Consider the following 20,735-nt stretch of genomic DNA (forward strand, 5'->3'; position numbering starts at 1 on the left):
GACCCGTGGGACGCCTTCAAGTTCGAACACGTCCACCGGCAGCCGGCCATTGACGGCAAGGAACCTGGCGGCCTGCCGGGTGCGGGACTTGATAATGCTGGACGGTAGATGTTCCCCGCCCGGAACCGCCTTGCGTACCTGCTCCCACTCCTGCGCGGTGCGTTGACGCGGATCGGCCGGCCACGTCGCCAGCACCCCAGCGGTCAGGCCAGCACGCCACGACGCCGAGCGCAGCGCCCGTCCGGCCTGCTCCTGCGCCATGCGCACGATCCGGTCGTTGACCCTCACACCCTCAGGCGGGGCGACCGTCCAGCCCAAGCGTCGCAGCGCCATCCAGGCGTTCGACGGAAGCTTCCGGCCGCCGGCGTCCACGCCGGAGGCGAGCACGTCCACATCCGCGGGATTCCAGCGCTCCGCCAACAGGTCGGAGACCATCCCCGCCACCAGGTCGGCGCACCAGCCGATACGTTGCGCCAGCACGGCCTGCGACAGGACCTCACCGGTCCCCTCGTCCACGCCTGTCCGCAGCACGGCGCGGGCACAAGCGGTGCGCAAGGTCTCGCCTTCGCCCAGCGGCACCTTCCCGCTCACCGACCCACCGCCTCGACAACACCGATGCCGGACAACCAGCACTTACGCCCGACCCGCGTCAACTGAATCTCTCCCGAGTCAACCCAAACACCTAGCGCCAGCGGGATACACCGAAACGCTGCACGGCTTTTAAGAGTCGGGGAGGTTCCACACGGCCAATCTATGATCACTGATGATTCCTAATCAAGTCGGTGAGCCTTACTGCTAATACTGCAACCGCGACGGCGACGGGTCGCCTGCGTCAAGCAGCGGCGTAGAGTGCGGCGGGTGCTGAACCGGCTGGACGAGATCGACTGGACGCGGCTCACCCACGCCTACGGGACGGCCGAGGACGTCCCCGACCTGTTGCGGGCCCTCGCCTCCGACGACGAGGACGAGGTCGAGGAGGCCCTCAGCGAGATCATCGGCAGCATCTTCCACCAGGGCACCGTCTACTCCGCCACGGTGCCGGCCGTGCCGATTCTCGTGGAGCTGGCATCGGCGGCTCGCCACCAGCGATCCGAGATCCTGGCCACCGTGGGCATGCTCGCCGACCCGCACCACGCGTACGGCGACGAGGCCGAGGAGGTCCGCGAGGCGGTGCGGGCGCAGGCGGACCGGTTGGCGGCGCTGCTCGCCGACCCCGACCCGCAGGTCCGCGCGGACGCGGCGTACACGGTGGCGCAGTGCGGGGACCGGCTTCCGGCCGCCCTGTTGCGGGCCCGGTGGGCCATCGAGGAGGTGCCGAGTGTCCGGGCCTCGCTGGCGCTGGCGCTCGGGCTGCGTGACCCGGGCGGCGCCGCCGACCTGCTGGCCGCCGCGCTGCAGCAGGAGGAGCCACCGGTACGCGTCGCCGCGGTGGTCGCGATCCACCGGGCCGGGCTGCCCTGGCCAGCGGGTGCCGTGGAGGCGTTCGCCGCGGCGTTCGACCCGGAGGTGGAGCTCGACTACAACTGGCAGCGCGAGGGTGAGGCCCTGGACGAGTTGGTGAGCGAGGCCGACGAGCGGTTCGTGGTGGACCTGCTCGGCCGCCTGCTCACCGCCGCACCACCGGCCCGCAAGGCCGCCGCGTACGCGATCGGTGAGCGCTGCCGGCAGCTGCGTTCCGCCCCGGCCCTGCTGCTGCCTCTGCTTGGGCCGGCGCTGCACGACCCGGACGAGGGTGTCCGGGCCGAGGTGGTCGGGGTGCTGCGTACCGCCGGTCCCGCCTCGGCGCCGTACGCCGATGACCTGGCACAGGTCGCTGCCGGTTGGCCGGCGGTGGTGGACGCCACCGGATACACCCCTCAGCAGCGGGCGGTGGAGACCCTCGCCATGCTGGCCGACCCGCGCTGGGTCGACGTGATCTGCGCGGTCTGGGCCGGCGGACACGAGGTGCGGCTGCCGGTCGCCGAGCCACCCTTCAGCGCAGCCGTGCTGTCTGCGGCCCGGGGGCGTCTGGCCGGCGCGGACAACCCCGTGCTGGTCACCGGGCTGGCCACCCTGCTCGAACGGTGGGGACCGGCCGCCTCCGCCGCCGTGCCGGAGCTGGTGACCGCCCTGCCGGTCGCCCCGGCCCGGGTGGCGGCCGCGCTCGCTGCGATGGGGGCGGCGCCCGAGCCGGCGGTGCCGGAGCTGCGGAGGGCGGCGTCCCAGGGCGACGTTCGTGCCGGGGTGGTGCTGTGGCGGGCCACGGGTGACGTCGAGCCGGTGGTGGCCGCCGTCGCCCGGCAGCTCGATGCGGGGCCGAACGGCGACGACTGGCGGCTCCGGCAGGCCTTCGACGCGGTCCCGGCGCTCGACGCGCTGCTGCCCAGGCTGCGGTCGTACCTGACCGGGGTGGCGCTGGAGACGGAGGCGGAGCGGTACGCGCAGCTGCTGGCGGCCCGGTCGGTGCTGGAGCTTGCCGACGACGGTGACGCGGTGCTGCCCACCGTCCAGGCGGTGCTCGGCACCGGCTGGTGGGCCGCGTCCGCCGCCGCCGACCTGGTGGCCCGGTTCCCCGACCCGGCGTACGAACCGGCCCTGTGGAAGCTGCTCGACGAGCGGGTGGGTCCGGTGGCGCCGGTACGGGCGCTCTGGCGGATCGGCGTGTCCCCGGACGACCTCGCGCCGGTCCTGGTCCGCCTCGTCGAGGAGGGCTGGACGCGCGGCGTGCTGCCGCTGCTGGCGGAGATGGATGCCCGGAGTGTGCTGTCGGCGCTGCGGGACCTCGCCGAGCGGGACGCCCGGGTGATCACCGGCGGGGTCGTCGTGGACACCGCCTGGCAGGACGAACAGCTCCGGCACGACCTGCGCGAGGCCGTGGCCGTCCTCGAGCGGTGATCCCGGGGCCTTCCCGACCACCGGCAGCCGGGGACTCCCGGTGGTCGGTAGGGCCCTGGCTGGTCAGGCGAGCTGGGAGCGGATGAGGAAGCGGACCCCTTCCGGGGCTTCGAGGGAGAAGCCGCTGCCCCGACCGGGGACCACGTCGACCGTCAGCCTCGTGTGCTTCCACAGCTCCCACTGGGCGCCGGACATCCAGAACTCGACCGGCTCGGGGACGCCGTCGACGTCGAGCGACGCCAGGAGGAAGTCCGAGCCGCCGGTGCGGAACTCCCCGGCCGGGTAGCACATCGGGGCGCTGCCGTCGCAGCAGCCGCCGGACTGGTGGAACATGAGCGGGCCGTGCTGCCCCCGCAGCGACCGGATCAGGTCGGCCGCCGCGGGGGTCAGGGTCACCGGGTCGCCCATCAGAAGAAGCCCAGCTTTTTCGGGGAGTAGCTGACCAGCAGGTTCTTGGTCTGCTGGTAGTGCTCCAGCATCATCTTGTGGTTCTCCCGGCCGATGCCGGACTGCTTGTAGCCGCCGAACGCGGCGTGGGCCGGGTACGCGTGGTAGCAGTTGGTCCAGACCCGGCCGGCCTGGATCGATCGCCCGGCCCGGTACGCGGTGTTGATGTCCCGGGTCCAGACGCCCGCGCCGAGGCCGTACAGGGTGTCGTTGGCGATCTTGACGGCGTCGTCCAGGTCGGCGAAGGAGGTCACCGAGACCACCGGGCCGAAGATCTCCTCCTGGAAGATCCGCATCGAGTTGTCGCCCTCGAAGATGGTCGGCTGCACGTAGTACCCGCCGGAGAGTTCGCCGCCCAGGTCGGCCCGCTCGCCGCCGGTCAGCACCTTGGCGCCCTCCTGTCGGCCGATGTCCAGGTAGGACAGGATCTTTTCCAGCTGGTCGTTCGACGCCTGCGCCCCGATCATCGTCTCGGTGTCGAGGGGGTGGCCCTGGCGCACCGCCTTCGTCCGCTCGACGGCCGCGGCGAGGAAGTCCGAGTAGTGGCCCTGCTGGATCAGCGCCCGGGACGGGCAGGTGCACACCTCGCCCTGGTTCAGGGCGAACATGGTGAAGCCTTCGAGGGCCTTGTCGAAGAAGTCGTCGCGGGCGGCGCTGACGTCGTCGAAGAAGATGTTCGGGCTCTTGCCGCCGAGTTCCAGCGTGACCGGTTTGATGTTCTCGCTGGCGTACTGCATGATCAGCCGCCCGGTGGTGGTCTCGCCGGTGAACGCCACCTTTGCCACCCGGGGCGAGGACGCGAGGGGCTTGCCCGCCTCGACGCCGAAGCCGTTGACCACGTTGACCACGCCCGGCGGGAGCAGGTCGGCGATGAGCGAGAGCAGGTAGTGGATCGACGCCGGGGTCTGCTCGGCGGGTTTGAGCACCACGGCGTTGCCGGCGGCGAGGGCCGGGGCGAGCTTCCAGGTCGCCATGAGCAGCGGGAAGTTCCACGGGATGATCTGCGCGACCACGCCGAGCGGCTCGTGGAAGTGGTACGCCACGGTGTCGTCGTCGAGTTCGCCGAGGGTGCCCTCCTGGGCCCGGATCGCCCCGGCGAAGTAGCGGAAGTGGTCGATCGCGAGGGGGATGTCGGCGGCCAGGGTCTCCCGTACCGGCTTGCCGTTCTCCCAGGTCTCGGCGACGGCGAGGGTCTCCAGGTTCTGCTGCATCCGGTCGGCGATCTTGTTGAGGATGACCGCCCGGTCGGCGACCGAGGTGCGACCCCAGGTGTCGGCGGCGCCGTGCGCGGCGTCGAGGGCCTTCTCGACGTCCTCGGCGGTGCCTCGGGCCACCTCGCAGAAGGTCTGTCCGGTCACCGGGCTGGGGTTCTCGAAGTACCGGCCGCCGTGCGGCTTCACGTACTCGCCGCCGATGAAGTGGTCGTAGCGGGACTGCCAGTGGGTGGGGGCGTCGTAGCGCGCCATGGGTACCTCCGCCGTCCGTCAGGGCTGGATGGCGGGGGACGTTAGTTTCCTCGACGTTGCAGGGACGTTGCGCGCGGCAGGTCGTACTCCTCGGCGAGCTGGCGGGCCCGCGCGATGGCGAGTGGCCGGCGGGGCGCGCCCGGCGGCAGCGCCCGCGCCAGGGCCTGCCAGGCGGTGAGGTCGTCCGCGCCGGTGGGCGTCGCGGTCCAGGCCGCGAGCAGCGCCGGGTCCGCGCCGGCCAGCACGGCCGCGCGGAGCTGCCCGTCGACCAGCCGGCGCAGCCGCGCCACTCCCGGTGCGTCCGACCCGGGCAGCAACGGCCCGGGGTACGCCTGCAGCGCTCCCGCCGGATCGCCGCGTTCCAGCAGCTCGGTGACGGTACGGAAGTCCGCGCGCACGGTCGACCGCAGCCGGTACGGGCGGGAGTCGAGCAGCTCGTCGCCGAGCGCCCGGCGCAGCCGGGACAGTTCGGCGCGCAGGGTGACCGGGTGCAGCCGGTCGTCGCCGTAGAGGTCGAGGCCGAGCTGTTCGCCGGTGCGTCCTTCGGGGTGGTCGACCAGCAGCACCAGCAGCTCGCTGTGTCGGCGGCCGAGCCGGATGCGCCGGCCGCCGACGCGCAGCTCCGCCTCGTCGCGGCCGAGCGCGGCGACGTGCACCACGCCGGGTTCGGCCGGGGCGGCGTTGGCCAGGAACGCCTCGGCGGCTCGCGCGGTGGCCCGGACCAGGGCGAGGCTCTGCGGGGTGGCCAGGTGGTCGCCGCCGGTGATGTCGACCGCGCCGAGCAGCCGGCCGGTGGCCGGGTCGTGGATGGGGGCGGCGGCGCAGGTCCAGCGCTGCACCGGCCGGACGAAGTGCTCGGTGGCGAAGATCTGCACGCTGTGGTCGACGGCGAGGGCGGTGCCGGGGGCGTTGGTGCCGGCGTGCGTCTCGTCCCAGCGGGCGCCGGGCACGAAGTTCATCCGCTCGGCGTGCCGGAGCACCCCCGGATGGCCCTCCACCCAGAGCAGGCGCCCGTCCGCGTCGCAGACCGCCATCAGGTGCGCGCCGTCGAGGGCGATGCCGCCGAGCAGGTCGCGGAAGAGTGGCAGCACCTGCGCGAGGGGGTGCGCCGCCCGGTAGCTCTCCAGCGCGTCGTCGGTGAGGTCGACCGGGGCGGTGGTCTCCGGGTCGAGCAGTGCGGACCGCTCCCACGACCGGCGGACCACCTCGCGGACGCGGTCCGGTGTCCTACCGCCGGTGAGGAACGCTTCGTGGGCGGCGCCGACCTGCGCGATCCGCTCCGCCGGATCGGCACCGAATTCCAGGGCGAGCCACGGGTCAGCCACCACCGACCTCCTCCCGCCCATGGTGACCCACCTCACCCCGATCCGCCAAGCGGCGAGACGGAAGGCCCCTTCCCGCGCAGAGCACCCTCGGCAATCCGTCGCCCTCGGTGAGGCTGACCGGGCCGGCGGGCGGCGGGTGGCACACCATGGATGGCCTGGGGGGATGGAAATCCATGGTGTGCCACGAACTTGGGCCGACCGCCGGGGTTATCCGAACGCCGCGTCCAGGATGTCCAGGCCCCGGGCCAGCTCCTCGTCGGAGATGACGAGCGGGGGCAGGAAACGCAGCACGTTCCCGTACGTGCCACAGGTGAGGGTGAGCAGGCCGGCGGCGTGGCAGGTCGCCGAGATCGCCGCCGTGGCGGCTGGATCCGGGGTCAGGGTGCCGGGCTGCACGATCTCCACGGCGAGCATCGCGCCGCGCCCGCGTACCTCGGCGACGCGCGGGTCGCGGGCGGCGATCGCCCGCAGCCGGTCGACCATGGTCGCGCCGATCCGCCGGGCGGCGGCGGCCAGGTCCAGCTCGTGCATGGTCTCGATGGCCGCCAGCGCGGCGGCGCAGGCGATCGGGTTGCCGCCGTACGTGCCGCCGAGGCCGCCGACGTGCACCGCGTCCATCAGCTCCGCCCGCCCGGTCACGGCGGCCAGGGGCAGGCCGCCGGCGATGCCCTTGGCCAGGGTGACCAGGTCCGGCTCGACGCCCTCGTGCTGGCAGGCGAACCAGTCCCCGGTCCGGCAGAACCCGGTCTGGATCTCGTCGGCCACAAAGACCACCCCGGTGGATGTCGCCCACTCGCGCAGTGCCGGCAGGAAACCCTCCGCGGGTACGACGAAGCCGCCCTCGCCCTGGATCGGCTCGATCAGCAGGGCGGCCACGTTCTCCGCGCCGACCTGCTTCTCCACCAGCTCGATGGCCCGCGCCGCGGCGGTCGCCCCGTCGAGCCCGCCGTCGCGCAGCGGGTACGACATCGGCACCCGGTAGATCTCCCCGGCGAACGGCCCGAACCGGTGCTTGTACGGCATGTTCTTCGCGGTCAGGGCCATGGTCAGGTTGGTCCGGCCGTGGTAGGCGTGGTCGAACACCACCACCGCCGGCCGGCCGGTGGCGTGCCGCGCGATCTTCACGGCGTTCTCCACCGCCTCGGCGCCGGAGTTGAACAGCGCCGAACGCTTCTCGAAGCTCCCCGGCGTCAGCGCGTTGAGCTGCTCGCACACCGCCACGTACGACTCGTAGGGGGCGACCATGAAGCAGGTGTGGGTGAAGCGTTCGACCTGCGCCTGCACCGCCTCGACCACCCGCGGGGCGGAGTTGCCGACGTTGGCCACCGCGATGCCGGCGGCGAAGTCGATCCACTCCCGCCCGTCGACGTCGGTGATGGTGCCACCGGCCGCTCGGTCCACGTAGGACGAGATGACGCTGCCGACGCCGCGGGCGACCGCGGCCCCGCGCCGCTTGTGCAGCTCGTCAGACGATGCCACGGGGCCACTCTCCGTTCGCGACTGCGGGGCTCGCAAACCCGGCTCGCTCCTCGCGCTCACCGGTCAGCCCTCGATGTTGTGCATGACGTGCTTGATCCGGGTGTAGTCCTCCAGGCTGTAGACCGAGAGGTCCTTGCCGTGCCCGGAGTGCTTGAAGCCGCCGTGTGGCATCTCGGAGATGAACGGGATGTGGGTGTTCACCCAGACGCAGCCGAAGTCGAGCCGGCGGGTCATCCGCATGGCCCGGCCGTGGTCCCTGGTCCAGACCGAGGCGGACAGGCCGTACTCGACGCCGTTGGCCCAGCGCACCGCCTCGTCCTCGTCCGAGAAGCGCTGCACGGTGATGACCGGCCCGAACACCTCCTGCTGGATGACCTCGTCGGCGTGCTGCACGCCGGAGACCACGGTCGGGGCGTAGAAGTAGCCACGCTCGCCGACCTGGGAGCCGCCGGTCTCGACCTTCGCGTGGTCCGGCAGCCGGTCCACGAAGCCACGTACCCGGGCGAGCTGGTTGGCGTTGTTCAGCGGGCCGTAGAGCACGTCCTCGTCGTCCGGTGCGCCGGTCTTCGTGTTGCGCGCCTGCTCGGCGAGGGCGGCGACGAAATCGTCGTAGATGCCGGGCCCGGCGAGCACCCGGGTCGCCGCGGTGCAGTCCTGGCCGGCGTTGAAGTAGCCGCCCACCGCGATCGCCTCGGCCGCCGCCGCGATGTCCGCGTCGTCGAAGATCACCACCGGGGCCTTGCCACCCAGCTCCAGGTGGGTCCGCTTCAGGTCCGGCGCGGCCGCGGCGGCCACCTCCATGCCCGCCCGGGTCGAGCCGGTGATCGACACCAGCTGCGGGGTCGGGTGGGCGACGAGAGCGCGGCCGGTGTCCCGGTTGCCGCAGATCACGTTGAACACGCCCGGCGGGAAGAACTCCGCGGCGATCTCGGCCAGCAGCAGCGTCGACACCGGAGTGGTGTCGGAAGGCTTGAGCACCACCGTGTTGCCGGCCGCGAGGGCCGGGGCGATCTTCCAGACCGCCATCATCAGCGGGTAGTTCCACGGGGTGACCTGGGCGCAGACCCCGATCGGCTCGCGCCGCACGTACGAGGTGTGACTGGCCAGGTACTCGCCGGCCGAGCGGCCCTCCAGCAGGCGGGCGGCACCGGCGAAGAAGCGGAACTCGTCCACCGCCGGCGGCAGCTCCTCGTCGGCGGTGAGCTGGCGCGGCTTGCCCGTGTTGCGTACCTCCGCGTCGACCATCTCCGCGGCGCGGGCCTCCACCGCGTCGGCGAGCTTAAGCAGGGCCTTCTGCCGCTCGGCCGGGGTGGTGTCCCGCCACGTCTCGAACGCCGCCGCGGCGGCCTTCATCGCCGCGTCCACGTCCGCGGCACCCGAGACCGGCGCCTGGGCGAAGACCTCCCCCGTGCACGGGTCGATCAGGTCGGCGTAGCCGCCGTCCACCGGGTCGACGTACTCGCCGTTGACGAAGTTGCGCAGCTGTTGCTGATCACTCATCAGAAGTCTCCGAGGATGGCCGGGGGGAAGGTCAGCGGAGGTTATCGCAATCTGACTGCCATCTTGGCTACTGAATTCGCAACAGACAAGGGCTGAGGCAACTGTTTCCGCGCGACCTTCGCGTCGTCTACGCTGCCGATCGTGGAGCCGAGAGCCTTCTATGTCGCCGGTCGCCCCGCCCACGGCGAGGGCGAGCTGACCGTCACCCACCCGTACGACGGCCGGACGGTCGGGCGTACCACCCTCGCCACGACCGACCAGGTCGAAGCCGCCGTCGCGGCAGCCGCCGGAGTGGCCGCGGCGGCCGCGGCCCTGCCCGCGCACGCGCGCGCGGCGGCCCTCGACCACATCTCCCGGCGGCTCGCCGAACGCGCCGACGAGGTCGCCGCATTGATCACCGCGGAGAACGGCAAGCCGGTCAAGTGGGCGAAGGCGGAGGTGGGCCGCGCGGTCTCCACGTTCCGGTGGGCCGCCGAGGAGGCGCGACGCTTCTCCGGCGAGCTGCAGCGCCTGGACACCGACCCGGCGGCGACCGGGCGGATCGCGCTGGTCCGGCGGGTGCCGAAGGGCCCTGTGCTGGGCATCGCGCCGTTCAACTTCCCGCTGAACCTGGTCGCGCACAAGGTCGCCCCGGCCATCGCCGTCGGCGCGCCGATCGTCGTCAAGCCGGCCCCGGCCACCCCGCTGTCCGCGCTGCTGCTCGGCGAGATCCTCGCCGAGACCGAGCTGCCCGAGGGGATGTTCTCGGTGCTGCCGCTGCCCAACGAACGCGCCGCCGAGCTGGTCGCCGACCCCCGGCTGCCGGTGGTGTCGTTCACCGGCTCCGGGCCGGTCGGCGCGGCCATCCGCCGGGCCGCCCCGGACAAGCACGTGACCCTCGAACTGGGCGGCAACGCGGCGGCGGTGATCTGCGAGGACTGGAGTTCCGACGAGGACCTGACCTTCGCCGCGCACCGGATCGCCACCTTCTCCAACTACCAGGCCGGCCAGTCGTGCATCGCCGTCCAGCGGGTGTACGTGCACGAATGGCTCTACGACGGCTTCTTGCCCCGGCTGGTCGCGTCGGTGGAGGCGCTGCGGACGGGGGACCCCACCTCCGAGCTGACCGACGTCGGCCCGCTGGTCTCCGTCGCGGCCGCCGAGCGGGTCGAGGCGTGGGTGGACGAGGCGGTCGCCGCCGGCGCCACCATCGAGGTCGGCGGCCGGCGGGAGGGCGCGACCTACCCGCCGACCGTGCTGTCCGGCGTGCCGTCGACGGCCAAGGTCAGCGCGGAAGAGGTGTTCGGGCCGGTGCTGGTGGTCGCCCGGGTCGAGAGCGACGAGGCCGCGTTCGCCGCGGTCAACGACTCGCCGTACGGGTTGCAGGCTGGGGTTTTCACGCACAACCTGCAGACCGCCTTCCTGGCGTCCCGAACGCTGGAGGTCGGCGGGGTGATCGTGGGAGATGTGCCGTCCTACCGGGCCGACCAGATGCCGTACGGCGGGGTGAAGGGCTCCGGCGTCGGGCGGGAAGGGCTGCGCAGCGCCATGGAGGACTACACCGAGCCGCGCGTCATGGTGCTGACCGGGGTGGCGCTGTAGCTTCCACCGGTGGAGCGACAGCGCCGATCCGGGCGGACGGACCGTCACTCCTCCGGCAGCGGGAACAACGCCAGATCGTTGCCGAGCATGCCCCAGGTTGACCTGCCGTTCGGGGTGAAGCTGAACATCGGGTTGTTGTACCAGCCGCGCGGCACGTTGTCGTACAGAGTGGTGACCTCGCCGCCCGGGACGGTCGGCAACGCGGAGATGTCGTTCGTCCAGTGCACCCAGGAGAAGACCCGGCCCTTCACGCCGTTGAGCTGGCCGTAGCCGCCGAGGTCGCCCTCCATGACCACCGTGCGCGTGTGCAGGTCGTACGCGAACCAGGCGCCGCGCGGACGCCGGCCCACCGCGTACAGCAGGTTGCCGACCACGTACACACTCTCGTACGACTGCCAGTCCGGCTTGATCTCCTCGCGCCACAACAGCGTGCGGGTGACGACGTCCACCGCCGCCACCTGGGCCGTCTTGCGGAGCGGCCCGCTCGTGCCCTCGCCGTAGGTGTCGCCCACGATGTAGGCGGTGGTGCCCTGCACCACCACGTCCATCACGCTCTGCTCCGGCAGGAACTCCCGGTGCACGTCGAAGCTGCCGCTCGCCAGGTCGACGAAGGTCAGCGCGCCGGTGTGCTTCGTGGTCTGCGGGCTAGACGCGACGATCAGCTGGTTGCGCTTCTTGTCGAACTGGATGCGCTTGGTGCGCAGCTGCTCGTTACCGAGCAGCCCCAGTGGGCTGATCTCGAAGGTGTCCGGGTTGATCGCCACGAGCTGGGCGCTCGGGTAGAGGCCCGCGTACACCACGCCGGCCTTCCCCTCGGCCATCGCCTTGACCTCGCCGTTGACGTCGAACCGTTCGCTGGTGCCGGCCTCCGGCCGGTGCACCGTCATCGCGTAGTGCCCGCCCACCCAGACGGTGTCGTAACTGTGCCGCATCATCGACTGGACGGTCTCCGGGTAGCCGAAGCCGCGGGTGGCGGTCTGCCACACGGTGACAGCACCGCCGGGGGTCGCCGTCCAGACGTGTCCCAGCCCGCTGACCCCCACCAGCCCGCCGCCGGGCAGCGGGGCGAGGAGCTGGTTCTCCACGTCCGCCAAGGGCTGGCCGACCTTGACCAGACCGTCAGCGGTCACCTCGTAGAGGTTCGTGGTGAGCCGGCAGAGGGCGTACACCTTGCCGTCGCTGCCCACGGCGACCTGGTCGACGTAGCGGTCCTCAGCGGGAATGTCTCGGGAGACCCGCCCGGTGCCGTCACGGTTGACGGAGATGAGCTGCCGGCCACTGGCGACGTAGAGAACACCGTCGGAGACCGTCATGTCGAGGATGCCGACCGGCGAGGCGCTGAGGTGCGCACTCAGGTCGGTCGCCGCGCCGCCCTGCTTCGGCCACATCAGCAGTCGGCCCGGCGCGGCCGAGCCGCCGTAGACGTACTCGTCGTCGACGGCCACGGCCGCCGCGTACAGGGATGTCGAGATGCGACCGTACGTCTCGACCGTGGCGTCGGCCAGGCGGATCCGCTTGACCGTGCAGTCCGGGTACGTGCCGATGTAGAGGTGCTCGCCGTGCACCACCATGTCGTAGTACCAGGTGGTGGCGCCACCAGCCCGCGCCCAGGCGATCAGCTCCTTCGTCTGCGGGTCGTACCGGTAGACGTCCGCGCTGCCGGCCGGGCCGACATAGACGTAGCGCCCGTCGGTGGCCAGCTTTTGCCCGCCGCTGCTGGCGATGGCGAGATCCACGATGGCGTGGGTCTCGCCGGTGTGCACGTTGAACTCGCCCAGGCGCATCTTCCCCTCAGGAGTGTTGAACCGCGAGGTGATGAAGACGCGGTCGCCGATGACGGCGGCGCCGCGGACGGCCGCGGTCAAAGAGGCCGGACCGTAACTCGTCGGGGTGGGCGTCGTGGCGTTCTCGGCGGACGCGGGCAACAATCCCAGGCTCTGCTCGGTTACCAGGGCTACGCCGGTGAGGGCGCTGCCAGCCAGGAACGATCGACGGCTGAGGGGCATGGCGTCTCCATTCGTCGGCCTGGTTACGGTCAGGACCCTAATTAGCGCCAACGATTGGCGTCAAGGTATTCGGGGCGGCGGTCGATGCGGTGGGCGGACCTGTCCGGTCGACCGAAGTTGTCATCTCCAGGGCCTCGGCAGGCCGGTCACCGGCCGAGGCTCAGCAGCCCGGTGCTCGAACCCGGCGGTCCTTTCCGCCGGGCTCACCAGGTGCCGTCGTCGCGCACCCGGGCCGGGGAGCGGCCCAGCAGCAGGGTGGTCAGGGCTGCGTCGATGTCCGGGCCGAGGAACCACTCGCCGGCTTGGTCGAGCGCGAAGGTCAGTCTGAAGTTGCGGCCCCCACGAGTTCCGTGGCGCCCGGTATGGTCAGCCCTACCGACGGTAACGGAGAGGGGCGGCGGTGGCGGAGAGCGCGGACCGGGCCGCGAACCGTGCGATGCGGGCGCGGTTCGACGAGGTCTACGGCCAGTGCCAGCGATTTCGGTCCGAATTGGACGGACTCCCGACCGGGCTGGCCGAACTGCGGGTGACCGAGCGCCCTGACGACGGCCAGGTGACCACGGTGGTCGGGGCCCGGGGCGAGCTGATCAGCGTCGGCTTGGCACCGTCGGTCTTCTACGATCGGGACGCCAAGGCGTTGAGCAGGAAGATCACCGACACCGTCCTGCGGGCGTCCGCTGCGGCCACCGCGATCCGGGAACTGGTCGCCGGCTACCTGTCGCCGGGCTCGCCGTCGGTGGAGTTCCTGCGTACCAACGACTTCGGCGCGCTGCTCGGCCGGGCGGACGCCGTCCTCTCGCGTTGAGACTGATCACGGTGGCGGAGGGGCAGATCTGGCTGGACCCGGAGCGGTCCCGCCGCGGCGGTGCCGACCTGACCCCCGCCGGCGAGGCGGTCAGCGCCTCCCGGCGGGAGGCCGGCCAAGCGAGTGCGCAGCTGCCGTGGGGTCGGGACGACATCGATGCCGCCTTCGAGAAGCACTACCGCGGCTACGAGGAGACGCTGCTGCGCGCCTGGGAGATGTTGGGCCGCTCCCTCGAAGGACTGGGCGCCGACGTCGTTGACACCGACCGGACCAGTGCCCGTCAACTCGGCGAGATGCCGTACCGGCAGCACACCCCGCACCGGCATGTGCACCTGCTTGGAGAGTCCACGACGCTTCGCCGGGCGGGCGGCATCTCGTTTCCGGGCAGCGCGCCGACTCCCGATGCGAACGACGTGCGGCGGGCGCATCTCGAAGCACACACCGAGCGGATATCGGCCGGCCTCTTCGTTCGGGACGCGATCGCCGCGAGCACGAACTTCGACCAGGTTTTCGCTGCGGGCGTTACCCCGGTCGAGTTGGCGCACCACTCCGACGCGGCGGCCCTCGGGCGGCTGGCGCCGGAGCTGGACGACGCGGCGGCCGGCGACGTGGCGCGGCTGTTCGCCGACCCACGGATCCAACGGATGCTCGACGAGGCCTGGGAGGCGCCGCCGCGCGACGAACCACTGCTGGCCGAGACGCTGGTACGGCAGTTGACGCAGCGGCCCCACCTGGTCCGGATGATCCTAGCGACGCCCGAACTGGCCGACTCGCTGACCGCCCGGGCGCTGCACCATCTGGCCACCCACTGAGTGAGCGTCCAGAAACTCGGGTCACCAGTCGCCGGCGCCGGGTGGGCCAGCAACGGACGGCAGGGACACGAGAGCTGGGGCCCGGGGCTGATCCGCTGGCTACGGTGAGGTGGTGACGGGTACGCGCAAGGCCGCCCTCTGGGCGACAGGGATCGTGCTGGGGCTGGTGATCGGGCTGCTCACCATCGGTGGCGCCGGGGGCATCGCCATGGGCATCGGGATCGGGCTGGCCTTCGGCATCGCGTTCACCGGCGTTGGCCGGAAGTCCGACCGGTCGTGACGGCCGGAGGCACCCCGTACGTGCCGCCCGGCGACGTCGCGGAGGCGCTGCGCGTACAGGAGGAGTTGCGGTCGCGGGTGGACCTGGTCGGGCCGGGTCCGACCGCGCCCACGACGGTGGCCGGCCTCGACGTCGCGTACGCGGAGAGCGGTGACCGGCTCGCGGCGGCCGTGACGGTGCTGGACGCCGGCACCCTGACCGTGGTCGACGAGGCGGTCAGCGTGGGCCGGCCCGCCTTCGGGTACGTGCCGGGGCTGTTCGCCTTCCGCGAGCTGCCCGCGCTGCTGGAGGCCCTGGACCGGCTCACCGTCCGCCCCGACCTGCTGGTATGCGACGGGCACGGGTTGGCGCACCCGCGCCGGTTCGGGCTGGCCTGCCACCTCGGCCTGGTCACCGGGCTCCCGGCGATCGGCGTGGGCAAGACCCCGCTGGTCGGCGAGTGGGACGAGCCCAGCCCGGAGCGGGGCGCTTGGACGCCCTTGCGCGACGCCGGTGAGGTGGTCGGCCGGGTGCTGCGTACCCGGGACGGGGTGAAGCCGGTCTTCGTCAGCGTCGGTCATCGGATGAGCCTGGACAACGCGGTCGACCGGGTGCTCGCCTTGACGCCGAGCTACCGGCTGCCGGAGACCACCCGCACCGCCGACCGGCTGTGCCGGCGCGCGCTGGCCGCCGCCCTCGCCTGACCAGCGCTGATCGGGTCGACCAGCGCTGATCGGGCCGGCCACCGCTGACCGAGTCGACCAGCGTCGAGTGGGCCGGCCAGCGTTGATCGGGCCGGCCACCGCCGACCGAGTCGGCCAGCGCCGGCCGGCTGCGACGCACTCGCCGGATCGATCGCCGATCAGCGGCGACGCACGCAGGCGACCGCCCGCCGTTGCCCGGACCGGCTACCGGCGGGCCGCCCTGATCAGCAGACGTCGAACATGGAGGGGCTGGCGGAGGCGGCCGGGGTGTCGCGGCGCACATGTGGCGCGCTTGATGGGCGGGTGCTGGTCAGGGGCGGTAGTAACCTACCGGCGGACCCGGTCCGGGGTGGAAACGGTGAGGTGGAGATGTCGGTGAGGCGGCATGCGGCGCGACTGGCCATGGTCGGCGTGATGCTGGGCGGCCTGGGCGCCGTCGGCGCGTCTCCGGCTCTGGCTGACGGCGACCGGGTGGAGTTGCGCGCCGCGGACAGCTTCAAGGTCGGGGGATCGCCCGGCACGGTGGCCGTCGAGGTGCGCAAGCGTACCGACGGCTGTGTGTTGCTGCGGACCGCGTTGGGCCTGCGGCTCGACGGCCTCGCGGCCAACCAGGTCCAGGTGCAGGTCAACTATGACGGGCGCTGGTGGCCGGTGCCGGTCTCTGGTGGCGGCGGTACGGTGCGCACGTCGTCCACGTCCCCGGCCAAGCCGAGCCTGTGCAAGGGCAAGGAGATCACGGTCCGTTACCGGGTCGCCTTCCTGAACGGCGCGCGTGGCGGGCGGTTGAGCGTCGTCGGTGAGGCGAGCACCGCGGCCGGCCGGGAGCTTGGCAGGGCGGCCGACGAGGCCCGGGTGGTGGGCGGGGCGGCGGCCGTGACGCCGTCCCCGACGCCGTCCCGGAAGCCCTCCCCGACCGCCACGCCGAGCGCCGCGACGACCCCGCCGGGGGCCGACGGCGGGACCGCCGCGGTGGCCGCGCTCGCCCCGACCGTCGGATCCAGCGCCGCGGCCGCCGACTCGTCCTCCGGAGGTTCCCCGATCATGTGGTTCGGCATCGCACTGGTGCTCGTCGGTGTCGCCCTTATCGTGCTGCTGGTGCGCCGCAACCGGGCGGAGAAGGTCGACGAGCGGGTGGGCGATCACCCGCCGGTCCCGCTGCCGCGCAGCGCCGGCACCACGTACCGGTCCGGGGCTCCGACCGGCCAGGTGTACGGGCAGCAGCCGGCCACCCCCACCGTCTACGGCGGGCCCGCGTCGCCCCGCCCGACGGGCAACGTGTACGGCGCCTCCGTCGCTGGCGACCGCCCGGGCGGGGAACCGCCGGCGCCGGCCGCTGGCGACGCCACCACGGTGCTGCCCCGCCCGCCCCGCTGAGCGCGAGCCTGGCCGCCCGCCGGGGGTTACGGTGACGGTGTGTGGTGGCGACCGGACCGGTGTCGCCGCCGCGGCGGCCGGTGGGCGTCAACGGTGCCGAGATGATCTCGCGCAGTGGCGCGGTGCCGGCACAGGTTCGCCGATAAGATCGCGTGCGCCGGACGGCACCGCCGACCGGTGAGACCGCATACGTGGAAGGAGCCGCGCCGTGGCCCTGGACCCGCAGTTGCTCGAGATTCTCGCCTGCCCGGACACGCACCACGCACCGCTCGACTACGACCCGCAGGCGCAGACGCTGACCTGTACGGAGTGCGGTCGGATCTTCGAGGTCCGCGACGACGTGCCGGTGCTGCTGCTGGACGAGGCGCGCGGCGGGCCCGCGGGCGACGACGCGCGTGGCGGCTCGGGGTCGCAGCGGTGATGGAGGGTACGGCTGGGGTCAGCGGGTACCGGCATGCCGACGAGTCGCTGCTGGACGACCCGGAGCTGCTCGCCGAGCAGGATCCCGGCGGCATGCTCCGGTTCACCGCCTCCGCCGGCGCGCAGGTACGTGAGTCGGCGGCACTCACCGCCGAGGCGAACCTGAGCGTGCTCGCCGACGAGGGTCGGCCGCGGGCGGTGGTGATCGCGGGCATCGGCACGGCCGGTCGGACCGGGGACGTGCTGGCCACGGTGGCCGGTCCGCGCTGCCCGGTGCCGGTCATCCCGCACCGCAGCGCTGGTGTCCCCGGCTGGGTGGGTGCGGCGGATGTGGTGATCGCGGTCAGCGCCTCCGGCCGTAGCCCCGAGGCCCTGGGTGCCGCCGAGGCCGCGCACCGGCGGGGTGCCCGGCTGGTCGCCGTCGGCGCCCCGGACTCCCAGTTGCAGTCGGTGGCCGAGCGGGCCCGGGCGCCGTTCATTCCGGTGCCCCGGCGAGCCCCGGCCCGGGCCAGTCTCTGGGCGCTCACCGTGCCCGTCCTGCTCGCCGCCCGTACGCTCGGGCTGGTGAAGGTCAACGAGGCGGACCTGGCCGAGACCGCGGCCCGGCTGGACGCGGACGCCGATCGGTCCCGCCCCACCGCCGAGTCCTTCGTCAACCCGGCGAAGTCGCTGGCCCTGGGCCTGGCCGGGTCGATCCCGATCGTGTGGGGTTCGTCCCCGCTGGCCACGGTGGCCGCGCGGCGGTTCGGTGACACGCTCTCCGCCAACGCCCGTTACCCGGTGGTCACTGGGGCGCTGGGCGAGGCGGGCCGGGGCCGGGTCGGCCTCCTCGACGGCGTCTTCGGCGGGCTGGCCGAGGGGGAGCGGGACATCTTCGCCGATCCCGAGGAGGCCGGCGGTGACGCCACCCGGCTGCGGCTGGTGCTGCTGCGCGACGGTGGCCTGAACGCCGAGGACGACACTGACGAGCCGCTCGCCGTGGAGGAGCGTCGGGCCGAGGCCGTGCAGACCCTCGCCGAGCGGCGTGGGGTGCGCTGTGACGTGGTCACCGCTGAGGGTGGTTCGGCGCTGGAGCGGCTCGCCTCGCTGATCGCGGTCCCGGACTTCGCCTCGGTCTATCTCGCCCTGGCACACGGGCTGGACCCGATGGCCGTTCCGGCCATCACGGAGATGAAGGAGCTGGCAAACCAGTGAGCACGTGCGGCATCGGGCGGGGAGCGGCGCGAAGCGGGGCGGCGGCGTGAGCGCCAACGGTGGGACCAGGGCGATCGTGGCCGCCCTGGCGGCCAACATCGGCATCGCCGTCACCAAGTTCGTGGCGTTTCTGCTGACCGGCTCCTCGTCGATGCTGGCTGAGGCGATCCACTCGGTCGCCGACTCCGGTAACCAGGGCCTGCTGCTGCTCGGTGGTCGGCGGGCCAAGCGATTGGCCACCCCGGAGCATCCCTTCGGGTACGGCCGGGAGCGCTACATCTACGCGTTCATCGTGTCGATCGTGCTGTTCAGCCTCGGTGGGTTGTTCGCGCTCTACGAGGCGTACCACAAGTGGTCGCACCCGGAGCCGATTACGAGCTGGCAGTGGGTTCCGGTGGGCGTGCTGGTGGTCGCGATCGGCATGGAGTCCTTCTCGTTCCGTACCGCGATCAAGGAGTCGAACCTGATCCGGGGCAGCCAGTCGTGGGTGCGGTTCATCCGGCGGGCCAAGGCGCCCGAGCTGCCGGTGGTGCTGCTGGAGGACTTCGGCGCGCTGGTCGGTCTGGTCTTCGCGCTCTTCGGCGTCGGCATGACGCTGGCCAGTGGCAACGGCAGGTGGGACGCGCTCGGCACGGCGATGATCGGCGTGCTGCTGGTGACCATCGCGGTCATCCTGGCTGTCGAGACCAAGAGCCTGCTGCTCGGCGAGGGTGCCGAGGCGACGGAGGTGGCCGCGATCGAGCGGGCCGTCACCGACGGCCCGGAGGTCGAGCGGATCATCCACATGAAGACCCTCTACCTGGGCCCGGAGGAGCTCATGGTGGCCGCGAAGGTCGCGGTGCCGCCGTGCGAGACCGCGGAGGAGGTGGCTCGGGGCATCAACGCGGTCGAGGCGCGGATCCGCAGCGCGGTGCCGATCGCCCGGGTCATCTACCTGGAGCCGGACATCTACAGCGCGGCGGCGGACCAGGCGGGCACCGGCGCGGCGTCGCACACCGCGGTGCCGCAGCCGGAGGCGACGTCGGACCAGATTCCGGGACGACCCGGGAGCTGACGTGGAGCTGCTGCAGGGCCGGATCCGGGACTACGCCTGGGGCTCGCGTACCGCGATCGCCGAGTTGCAGGGGCGCCCGGTGCCGAGCGATGGGCCGGAGGCCGAGCTGTGGCTGGGTGCCCACCCGGGCGCCCCGGCCACGGTGGACCGGGACGGCACCGCGGTCAGCCTGACCGAGCTGCTGCTCGCCGAGCCGGCGCACTGGCTGGGCGAGCGGGTGGTCGGCCGGTTCGGCACCCGGCTGCCGTTCCTGCTGAAGGTGCTGGCCGCGGACGCCCCGCTCAGCCTCCAGGCTCATCCGGACGCGGAGCAGGCCCGGGTCGGGCACGCGGCCGACACCGAGCGGGTCAACTACGTCGACCCGTACCACAAGCCGGAGCTGCTGGTCGCGCTCTCCGAGTTCGAGGCGCTCTGCGGGTTCCGGGAGCCGGCCGAGTCGGCGGCGGCGCTGGCGGCGTTCGGCGTGCCGGCGCTGGAGCCGGTGGTGGCGGCGCTGCGCACCGGGCCGGCGGGGCTGCGGGAGGCCGTACGCCTGCTGTTGAGCTGGCCGGCGGCGGAGCGGGCCGGGCTGGTGGCCGCCGTGTTGACGGCGGAGGTCGCCGGGCCGGACGCGGTGCTGGCCCGGAGCCTGGCGGTCGACTACCCGGCCGACCCGGGGGTGCTGGTGGCGTTGCTGCTGCACCACGTCCGGCTGGCCCCGGGCGAGGCGATCTGGATGCCCGCCGGCAACCTGCACGCCTACCTGCGGGGCACCGGCGTGGAGATCATGGCGGCCAGCGACAACGTGCTGCGCGGGGGGCTCACCCCGAAGCGGGTGGACGTGGACGAGCTGCTGCGGGTGCTGCGGTTCGAGGTGCTCGACGAGCCGGTGGTCGCCCCGGTTCCGGTGGCGCCCGGGGTGGTGACCTGGCCGGTGCCGGTCGACGACTTCGCGCTGCACCGGGTCGAGGTGGCCGGCGGCCCTGGCGTACGGCTGGCGTTGCCCGGCCCGCGGGTGGTGCTCTGCCGCGCCGGCAAGCTCGCCGTGGACGACGGGGTGGGCGCGGTCGTCCTGGGGCCGGGGCAGGCGGCGGTGGGCACGGCGGCCGGCGGGCCGCTGGTGCTCGGCGGAGAGGGCGAGGCGTACGTCGCCACCTGTGGTCTGCGCTGACCGTAGCGCAGCAAGGAGACGAGTCCGACTTTCCCGAAATGGCTTGACGCGGCAGTCGCTCAGTGTGACTCTATGGGTACGCAGCGTTGTCGCGACGAAGGTCCGGTAACGCGCGGGGAACCAAACCGGGGGGATGCACGGGGCGGCCGGACCGTGGGCGGAGAGTCCGTTCACGACCGACCGCCCCGTGCGCTGTCCGCCGACCGGATCGGCCATCACCGGACAACCGGGCACGGGTGAAGAAGGCCACGCGCGTAAGGTAAAGAGCTGCGCAGCACTTCGTTC

At 72.7% G+C, this 20,735-nt stretch carries 18 protein-coding genes and 1 pseudogene; 11 read left to right on the forward strand and 8 right to left on the reverse strand.

The features are described 5' to 3' along the window. On the reverse strand, window positions 1-591 hold a 591-nt coding region (locus FXF52_RS14890), incomplete at its 3' end, for a hypothetical protein (protein WP_222870522.1). 267 nt (window positions 592-858) lie between these two features. Between FXF52_RS14890 and FXF52_RS14895 the strand changes: the two genes are divergently transcribed. Then, window positions 859-2,874, forward strand: coding sequence for a hypothetical protein (locus tag FXF52_RS14895; protein ID WP_148797492.1), 2,016 nt, complete (start codon window positions 859-861; stop codon window positions 2,872-2,874). Window positions 2,875-2,937: 63 nt separating this feature from the next. Here FXF52_RS14895 and FXF52_RS14900 read toward each other — a convergent pair whose 3' ends face one another. From FXF52_RS14900 to FXF52_RS14920, 5 genes are all read right to left on the reverse strand, one after another. Next, window positions 2,938-3,282 (reverse strand): DUF779 domain-containing protein, encoded by a 345-nt coding sequence (locus tag FXF52_RS14900; protein ID WP_148797493.1) that lies wholly within the window; start codon window positions 3,280-3,282, stop codon window positions 2,938-2,940. Next, entirely contained in the window at window positions 3,282-4,787 is a 1,506-nt protein-coding gene (gene adh / locus FXF52_RS14905) for an aldehyde dehydrogenase (protein ID WP_148797494.1), read from the reverse strand. The genes FXF52_RS14900 and adh overlap by 1 nt, the downstream gene beginning before the upstream one ends. A 41-nt stretch (window positions 4,788-4,828) precedes the next feature. Beyond that, window positions 4,829-6,112, reverse strand: coding sequence for a GAF domain-containing protein (locus FXF52_RS14910; RefSeq protein WP_148797495.1), 1,284 nt, complete (start codon window positions 6,110-6,112; stop codon window positions 4,829-4,831). Window positions 6,113-6,319: 207 nt separating this feature from the next. Next, a complete protein-coding gene (gene gabT / locus FXF52_RS14915) occupies window positions 6,320-7,591 on the reverse strand; it encodes a 4-aminobutyrate--2-oxoglutarate transaminase (protein ID WP_148797496.1) in 1,272 nt (423 codons plus the stop codon). 63 nt (window positions 7,592-7,654) lie between these two features. Beyond that, complete coding sequence (locus FXF52_RS14920; protein ID WP_148797497.1) at window positions 7,655-9,091, reverse strand: gamma-aminobutyraldehyde dehydrogenase; 1,437 nt, start codon at window positions 9,089-9,091, stop codon at window positions 7,655-7,657. A 141-nt stretch (window positions 9,092-9,232) separates the two neighbouring features. Here FXF52_RS14920 and FXF52_RS14925 point away from each other — a divergent pair, with 141 nt between their 5' ends. Beyond that, the gene (locus FXF52_RS14925) at window positions 9,233-10,672 is read left to right on the forward strand and encodes an aldehyde dehydrogenase family protein (protein ID WP_148797498.1); all 1,440 of its coding nucleotides are present in this window, start codon (window positions 9,233-9,235) and stop codon (window positions 10,670-10,672) included. A gap of 44 nt (window positions 10,673-10,716) precedes the next feature. On the opposite strand, the gene FXF52_RS14930 is transcribed toward FXF52_RS14925, so the two are convergent. Further along, window positions 10,717-12,678 (reverse strand): twin-arginine translocation signal domain-containing protein, encoded by a 1,962-nt coding sequence (locus FXF52_RS14930; RefSeq protein WP_148797499.1) that lies wholly within the window; start codon window positions 12,676-12,678, stop codon window positions 10,717-10,719. Window positions 12,679-12,881: 203 nt separating this feature from the next. Beyond that, a pseudogene (locus tag FXF52_RS44055) lies at window positions 12,882-12,995 on the reverse strand (SUKH-3 domain-containing protein); the annotation flags it as partial. Between the two features lie 83 nt (window positions 12,996-13,078). Here FXF52_RS44055 and FXF52_RS14935 point away from each other — a divergent pair. The 9 genes from FXF52_RS14935 to manA all read left to right on the forward strand — a co-directional run bounded on the left by FXF52_RS14935 (window position 13,079) and on the right by manA (window position 20,450). Next, entirely contained in the window at window positions 13,079-13,483 is a 405-nt protein-coding gene (locus FXF52_RS14935; RefSeq protein WP_148797500.1) for a YbaB/EbfC family nucleoid-associated protein, read from the forward strand. Next, entirely contained in the window at window positions 13,480-14,295 is an 816-nt protein-coding gene (locus tag FXF52_RS43070) for a hypothetical protein (protein ID WP_255471974.1), read from the forward strand. Before FXF52_RS14935 ends, FXF52_RS43070 begins: the two co-directional genes overlap by 4 nt. 112 nt (window positions 14,296-14,407) lie before the next feature. Further along, entirely contained in the window at window positions 14,408-14,575 is a 168-nt protein-coding gene (locus FXF52_RS41645) for a hypothetical protein (protein ID WP_187413508.1), read from the forward strand. Continuing rightward, window positions 14,572-15,258 carry a deoxyribonuclease V gene (gene nfi / locus FXF52_RS14945; RefSeq protein WP_148797501.1) on the forward strand — a complete coding sequence of 229 codons (687 nt, stop codon included), beginning with the start codon at window positions 14,572-14,574 and terminating at the stop codon, window positions 15,256-15,258. The genes FXF52_RS41645 and nfi overlap by 4 nt, the downstream gene beginning before the upstream one ends. 369 nt (window positions 15,259-15,627) lie before the next feature. Continuing rightward, the gene (locus FXF52_RS14950) at window positions 15,628-16,632 is read left to right on the forward strand and encodes a hypothetical protein (protein WP_148797502.1); all 1,005 of its coding nucleotides are present in this window, start codon (window positions 15,628-15,630) and stop codon (window positions 16,630-16,632) included. A gap of 208 nt (window positions 16,633-16,840) precedes the next feature. Next, on the forward strand, window positions 16,841-17,053 hold the full coding sequence (locus FXF52_RS14955) for a Trm112 family protein (RefSeq protein ID WP_073832817.1): 213 nt from the start codon (window positions 16,841-16,843) through the stop codon (window positions 17,051-17,053). Beyond that, window positions 17,050-18,246 carry an SIS domain-containing protein gene (locus FXF52_RS14960; RefSeq protein ID WP_148797503.1) on the forward strand — a complete coding sequence of 399 codons (1,197 nt, stop codon included), beginning with the start codon at window positions 17,050-17,052 and terminating at the stop codon, window positions 18,244-18,246. Before FXF52_RS14955 ends, FXF52_RS14960 begins: the two co-directional genes overlap by 4 nt. Before the next feature lie 46 nt (window positions 18,247-18,292). Beyond that, window positions 18,293-19,300: a cation diffusion facilitator family transporter gene (locus FXF52_RS14965; protein ID WP_148797504.1), complete on the forward strand. Its 1,008-nt coding sequence runs from the start codon at window positions 18,293-18,295 to the stop codon at window positions 19,298-19,300. Between the two features lies 1 nt (window position 19,301). Then, the gene (gene manA / locus FXF52_RS14970) at window positions 19,302-20,450 is read left to right on the forward strand and encodes a mannose-6-phosphate isomerase, class I (RefSeq protein ID WP_148797505.1); all 1,149 of its coding nucleotides are present in this window, start codon (window positions 19,302-19,304) and stop codon (window positions 20,448-20,450) included. The last annotated feature ends 285 nt before the right edge of the window (window positions 20,451-20,735 follow it).

It is taken from the genome of Micromonospora sp. MP36, from assembly GCF_008119785.1.
GTDB lineage: Bacteria > Actinomycetota > Actinomycetes > Mycobacteriales > Micromonosporaceae > Micromonospora.

Bases quoted from the DNA above. Each gene is read 5' to 3' on its own strand.
- FXF52_RS14900 (WP_148797493.1), bottom strand. From the start codon at position 3,282: ATGGGCGACCCGGTGACCCTGACCCCCGCGGCGGCCGACCTGATCCGG.
- adh (WP_148797494.1), bottom strand. From the start codon at position 4,787: ATGGCGCGCTACGACGCCCCCACCCACTGGCAGTCCCGCTACGACCAC.
- FXF52_RS14920 (WP_148797497.1), bottom strand. From the start codon at position 9,091: ATGAGTGATCAGCAACAGCTGCGCAACTTCGTCAACGGCGAGTACGTC.
- FXF52_RS14930 (WP_148797499.1), bottom strand. From the start codon at position 12,678: ATGCCCCTCAGCCGTCGATCGTTCCTGGCTGGCAGCGCCCTCACCGGC.
- FXF52_RS14950 (WP_148797502.1), top strand. From the start codon at position 15,628: ATGTCGGTGAGGCGGCATGCGGCGCGACTGGCCATGGTCGGCGTGATG.